The sequence below is a fragment of the Methylobacterium sp. B1 genome (genome assembly GCF_000333255.1).
Lineage (GTDB): Bacteria > Pseudomonadota > Alphaproteobacteria > Rhizobiales > Beijerinckiaceae > Methylobacterium > Methylobacterium fujisawaense.
Genome location: NZ_BACT01000407.1, coordinates 1 through 5,746, shown reverse-complemented (window position 1 = coordinate 5,746; position 5,746 = coordinate 1). Strand labels below are relative to the sequence as shown.

Annotated in this window: 4 protein-coding genes and 2 pseudogenes; 1 reads left to right on the top strand and 5 read right to left on the bottom strand. The window is 63.4% G+C overall.

Annotated features, from left to right (window positions below):
* The 3 genes and pseudogenes from I53_RS11780 to I53_RS11770 form a co-directional block, all read right to left on the bottom strand.
* Window positions 1–420, bottom strand: a pseudogene (locus tag I53_RS11780) (TolC family protein); the annotation flags it as partial.
* Between the two features lies 1 nt (window position 421).
* Window positions 422–769, bottom strand: coding sequence for a hypothetical protein (locus I53_RS11775; RefSeq protein WP_043350839.1), 348 nt, complete (start codon window positions 767–769; stop codon window positions 422–424).
* 102 nt (window positions 770–871) lie between these two features.
* A protein-coding gene (locus tag I53_RS11770) for an IS3 family transposase (protein WP_085987647.1) occupies window positions 872–2,223 on the bottom strand; the annotation gives its coding sequence in 2 pieces (ribosomal slippage) (window positions 872–1,885 and window positions 1,888–2,223; 1,350 coding nt in all).
* 343 nt (window positions 2,224–2,566) lie between these two features.
* Between I53_RS11770 and I53_RS11760 the strand changes: the two genes are divergently transcribed.
* Complete coding sequence (locus tag I53_RS11760; RefSeq protein WP_187294343.1) at window positions 2,567–3,223, top strand: TetR/AcrR family transcriptional regulator; 657 nt, start codon at window positions 2,567–2,569, stop codon at window positions 3,221–3,223.
* A gap of 414 nt (window positions 3,224–3,637) precedes the next feature.
* Here the strand turns inward: I53_RS11760 and I53_RS36125 are convergent, their stop codons facing one another.
* Both I53_RS36125 and I53_RS11755 read right to left on the bottom strand, forming a co-directional pair.
* Window positions 3,638–3,889, bottom strand: coding sequence for a hypothetical protein (locus I53_RS36125; protein WP_374701316.1), 252 nt, complete (start codon window positions 3,887–3,889; stop codon window positions 3,638–3,640).
* Window positions 3,880–5,184, bottom strand: a pseudogene (locus tag I53_RS11755) (FAD-dependent monooxygenase). The gene I53_RS36125 and the pseudogene I53_RS11755 overlap by 10 nt, the downstream one beginning before the upstream one ends.
* Between the last annotated feature and the right edge of the window lie 562 nt (window positions 5,185–5,746).

Sequence of the window (5,746 nt, the reverse complement as noted above, 5' to 3'; positions counted from 1 at the left end):
CCCGATCGTGCCGTTCTTGCTGTATTGCTGGCGATAGGCGCTGCCCTGTCCGTTGAGCGTCGGAAGCCCGGCCGCGGCCGCGGTGCCGAGTTGCGCCCGGCTCTCGAACAGACGTGCCGTAGCGGTCTGCACGTCGAGGTTCTGCGACGCGACGCGATCCTCCAGCTGCGCCAGGATCGGATCGCGGAAGGCGAGCCACCACGCCACCACCGGCTCCGCCGTGCTGGTTCGTGCAAAAAGCGGGAGCGGCGTCCGGGCCGGCAGGCCGGTGTCCAGATAGTCGCTCGACTCCGTGATCGTCGGGGCGGGGGGAATGAAGTCCGGTCCGAGCGTGCACGCAGCCACGCTACTGGCCAGGCCGAGGCCGGAGATCGCAACGGTCGCATAGGAGCGCAGTGCGTGTCGGGGCTGGGGTGTCATGTCAGTGTCCGCCTCCGCTGCCTTGAGCGGTCTTGGCCGAGATGAGGAAGCAGAGAGGCACAACCAGCAGGGTGACGACGGCGACGTACTGGAAGACATTTCCGTAAGCCAGCACCTGCGCCTGTTTCATGTAGGTCTGGTAGGTGTGCGAGACCGCTTGCTGATGGATGGAATTGGCGGCGCGGCCGAGCGATCGGAGGGTTTGTTCACTCTCCTGGATCAGCGTGTTGTAGCCGTAGCGCAACGGCGTCATGAACCCCGACAGGTGCGCTTGATCGGCCTGCGTGCGCTCGGTGATGGCCGCCGTCGAGAGCGAGATCCCGACGGATCCGAATACGTTCCGGAACATCGAAAACAGGGCCGCGCCGTCGCTGCGGTGTCCGTCGTCAGATGATTTGAGACGACTTGAGGCGCTCAGGAACGGAGGCTCTGGTCCTTCTGGGTTGAGAGGTTAGGCAGCCTGCGCGTGGTGGCGCAAGCGGCGATCGATGAGGGTCTGGCGCTTGATCCGCGCCCGCTCCTGCAGGATGGCCTCGCCGCGGCCGAAGTAGACGTCGGCGGGAGTGAGGTTGTCCAGGCTCTCGTGAGCCCGAGCGTGGTTGTAATGCTCGACGAAGGCGGCAACCCGCGCCTCCAGTTCGCCGGGCAGGTAGGCGTGTTCGAGCAGGATGCGGTTCTTGAGCGTCTGGTGCCAGCGCTCGATCTTGCCCTGCGTTTGAGGATGGCGGGGCGCGCCGCGGATATGGGTCATGCCCCGGCTGCCGAGCCAGTCGGCCAGATCACCCGCGACGTAGCTCGGCCCGTTGTCGGAGAGCAGCCGCGGCCGATGCGCCACCTGCACATGATCGAGCCCGGCCGCCGCCAGCGCGAGGTCGAGCGTGGCGGTGACGTCGCCGACCTGCATCGTCGCGCACAGCTTCCACGCCACGATGTAGCGCGAGAAGTCATCAAGCACCGTCGAGAGGTAGTACCAGCCCCAGCCAACCACCTTCAGGTAGGTGAAGTCCGTCTGCCAAAGCTGGTTTGGCGCGGTGGTCTTGTCGCGGAACTCGTTGGCGGCTTTGATCACGATGTAGGCCGGGCTGGTGATCAGGTCCTGAGCTTTGAGCAGACGGTAGACGGTCGCCTCGGAGACGAAGTAGCGCCGCTCGTCGGTGAAGCGCACCGCCAGCTCGCGCGGGCTGAGTTCCGGCTCCTCCAGCGCGAGAGCGACGATCTGATCGCGAACCTCGGCGGGCAACCGGTTCCAGACCCGGCTGGGTCGGGACGGGCGATCCGCCAATGCCTCGAGGCCGCCACGCTGGAAAGCGTCGTACCACCGGTAGAACGTCGCCCGGGTGACGCCGAGCTTGTCCAGGGTGGCGCGCACCGGCAGATGGGATTGCTCGACCAGCCGGATGATCTCCAGCTTCTCAGAGGCCGGGTACCTCATGCCTCGTCGCCCCCAGCCCCGGTCAGACTTTTTTTCAGCAGGCGGTTTTCCAGGACGAGATCGGCTACGACCTCCTTCAGCGCACCCGCCTCGCGACGCAGGTCCTGGACCTCGTCGGCGGTCGCGGCACGGGCCGTGTCGCCGGCCAGCCGCTTCTTGCCGGCTTCCAGGAACTCCTTGGACCAGCCATAGTACATCGAGCTGGCGATGCCTTCGCGCCGGCACAGCTCGGCGATGCTGTCCTCACCGCGCAGCCCTTCCAGCACGATGCGGATCTTCTCCTCGGCCGAGAACTGCCGGCGCGTGGCGCGGCGGATGTCCTTGATCACGGCTTCTGCCGGCTGCCGCGCCGGCCCGGACGTCTGTTTCATCTTCGCTCCTGGGGGCTACGATGAACCAGCCATCCTCCGTTCGTGAAGACCCTCAATTTGTCTCAGGAGTGCTGACGGCGGACACGGGAGAGCCGTACCGCGGGCGCCCACGGTCGTCAGCCTCAGACCCGACAGCAAGATAATCGCGTCGGCTCGGTGAGCGGTCATACGGGTGGGAACGGCGATCCGTGTCGTCGGTCATGGTCGGAGATTGAAACCCTATCGACGGCGTGATCAGGAGGAACACTGGGTCGCGCGAGCGGCTTGCCCTATGAATGGCTCGCATAACCGAACCCGTCGGTTCGGATAAGCGTGAGTGTACCGATCGATGTCAAGCGCCGCGATGACCGACTCAAAGATGGCGCGCGTGCCGATCCCGCGCGGCGCGCGGCGACGTCGAGAAATTGCGGAGGCAGCCGAGCAGGTATTCCTCGATCATGGCTTTGCCGACACCACCATGAAGATGGTTGCTTTAGCGGCAGGCGCATCCAAGGAGACGCTCTATAGACACTTCGGCAGCAAGGAAGATCTGTTTTTAGAAATTGTGACGAACCGAAACAACGAGGTCAGACAGACACTCGACGCGGAGCTTGACAGCGATCGACCCATTCCGATCATCTTGCGGTCTGTGGGTATTTCATTGCTGGAATGCATTTGCAGCCCGGCGGTCGTCGCACTGGCTCGCATTATCGTGAACGAGGCACCCCGGCATCCCACGCTGGGGGATGCGTTCTACGCGATGGCTCCCGGTCGCACGCTCCAGAAGCTCACCCGCTATCTCATGGAAGCCAAAGCGCGGGGGGAATTCGTCGGCGAAGCCCCAGAGGTCGCTGCGGAGATCTACACCGGGAGTGTAGTGGGAAAATTCGTCCCGTTGATGCTGTTCACTCCGCACGCCTTCACCGTCGATCGAAAGCAGATCGAGGCGCATGTCGACGAGGTGGTACGGACATTCTCGAATTCGTATGTCGACAAGGATCGAACGCGGTCATCCGGATAAAGTCGTCCCCGTTGCTGAACGACCCCAGGGGGACGATCCAACGTCTGAAGCCCCAGGACCGAAACGGGCTTGCGGTGTCCGGGAAGAGGCCCGCCTGCGTTCCGCCGCGGGATTCTGCATGCGCGATAAGGTGATCAGCGTCCGCTTCCGGTGCTGCCGTAAGGTCTTACGAGCAGCCGATATGGGTCGCAGGCGGGACGGCTGCTCAGGGAATCTCCCAAAACGGCGGTTGCGGGTGGGTATCTGCCCGTCCGCTTCCGGACAGCGGATGCATCGAAACGGACATGGCCGCCAGGATCGCTTCCGACCCTACTCGGACTTTATAGCAAACACACTGCAACGTCTGGACCGGACCGACAACGCAGTAGGTCGCCAGGGGTCAACTCTGATGACCACCCGCCTCGTGGCCTTAATTCAGGCTGGTCGGGCCGCTGCTCGGTGCATCGCTGCACTGACCGCGGGCGTGAGTTCGGCGGCCGTCTCTTCCGCCCGCCAGCACACCACGCCATCTGGACGGATCAACGTCGCCGCACCGGGCGAGACACCAAATTTCTGAGTGAACAGCTCGGCCGTGGAGAACATCATGTCCCGACCGACACAGTAGGCCCGTACGCCCTCGATGCGATCTGCCGACTTGCACCAGCGCGGCTCAGTCGTCAGAAGCACAAATTCACGCGTAATAGGTCGAGTGTCGATACCTGCTGCCTACCGTATTCGACCCAAACGTGCGGGTCACGGGTGCCGGGCTGACTGGCCCACACGTCCGGATGCGCAGCTGGAGGTAGCTCCGGTCCTGCACCAACGATCGCATCCGAACGATACAGCTGGCCCAGCTCCATGGCCGCATCGCCATAGAGGTGTTCATTCTTGAGTATGTCGCCGACCCAGCGGGTGTAGTCACGGCGAGCGAAGGTCTGCTGGTGGCGCAGCCAACCAATCGAATGCGGTTCCGGACTGTAGGTGGCGAGCAGAGCCGGGATGGACACACCCTCGATGACTCGTTGCGGTCTCCAGGCGGGATTGTAGGCGTCATCGATGCCGGTATTGGCTCCGAAACCGCCGCGTGTTGGCGGGAGCTGATGAGCCGAGTCACCGACCAGGAACACTCGGCCCTCCCGAAAGCGCTCGGCGATGCGCCCAGCCATGTCCCAATGCCCAGTCGTGACGATCTCAAACGGCATGGCGCGGCCTAACGCCCAGAGAACCGCAGTCCGCAATTCGTCGTCGGTGCGCTCCTGATCATCACCGAACATCAGCACCCACCGGCCGTCGCCGTAGGTGGTCACGAACGCCTTTAAGCCTAATTGCTCGATCTCGAACTGCTGGATGCCGGAGCGCAGGGCCTCGTCCGCCGCCGGACAGTAGAACAGGATACTGCGCAGGGTTCGCAGGTAGCCGACCCCCTGCCGGGGAATGCTGAGCTTTTCGCGGATCGGACTGTCGGCCCCGTCAGCTGCGATCAGGCAGGAGGCGCGGATTCTATAAGCTTGGTTGGTCAGTCGGTCGCGCACTTCGGCGGTGACACCTGCGGCGTCTTGCAGGAAGTTCAACAGCTCTACGCCAAGCCGCAGATCGGCCCCGCACTCACGCGCGGCCTTACGTAGGATCGGTTCCAGCTTGTCTTGCAGGATCGCCGCGCCGCGCACAGGCGACAGGTGGTCCTTCTCCTCCACGGCCTAACCGGGGGTCCAAGGCGTTTCTGATCGCGTTTCGCGGCTGAGACTGTCGAACCGGGCGCGGCGCAGCTTCGCGTTCGGGTCCCGTTGCGGAACTTTGTCGCCTATGCCGACCCCACGAAAGTATTCCAGCGTGCGTTCGGTGAAGCCCATCGCGCGGGTACATATTGAGCTGCCGACGTGCTTTTCGACCAACGTAACACGCCCCCGTCGCCAAGCGAGGAACAAGGCTGCGGACGGTCCGACGAGGCTTCCGCTAACGATGAGAACAGGTGTCGTGTGCATAGGCCGTCCTTATTGATTAGAGGACGCGTGCCAAAACTCGAAGTTGATCAACGTGGCCGCTATGCCGTAACGGCGCGCCCCACAACAAGCGGACGCGCGTCCGCATCGTCGTGGTCCGCGGCCCGGAGGGGGCGGGAATTTGGCTGCCCTTGGCGGGTAACTGACCGGAGCTCACCACGCCGGTCCACCTTTTTCGACACGGCTCAGGTAACGCGCTTTCAACCAGTGCACAAAGCCTAAGATTACAGGCTGCTTGTTTGCAGGAACGCCGGCTTCAGCGTTTGATCCTGACATTTATCGTTTACTCGGTGAACTTCCGCCAGCCACCTTAAGCTGAAGTTGTTGGAGGAGTGACGAACGGCCGCTTTGGAGAAGCGCCTAAGGCGTTCCGAGCGACCGACTTTGGTCGCCAGCGGCCTTCAGCCGAGTGTCTCACACCGTAGCAGTGAAGGTTCAGCGCCGCATCTTCGTCCACGCGGCATCACTTGCCTCAGGCGAATCTCGCCGCTTTGGGAACGCTCTTGGTCAAGCCTCACACCAATGCGATTCGTTTGCAGCGGGG

Excerpts from the sequence above, each read along its gene's own strand:
- I53_RS11760 (WP_187294343.1), top strand. The coding sequence starts at position 2,567 with ATGACCGACTCAAAGATGGCGCGCGTGCCGATCCCGCGCGGCGCGCGG.
- I53_RS11775 (WP_043350839.1), bottom strand. The coding sequence starts at position 769 with ATGTTCCGGAACGTATTCGGATCCGTCGGGATCTCGCTCTCGACGGCG.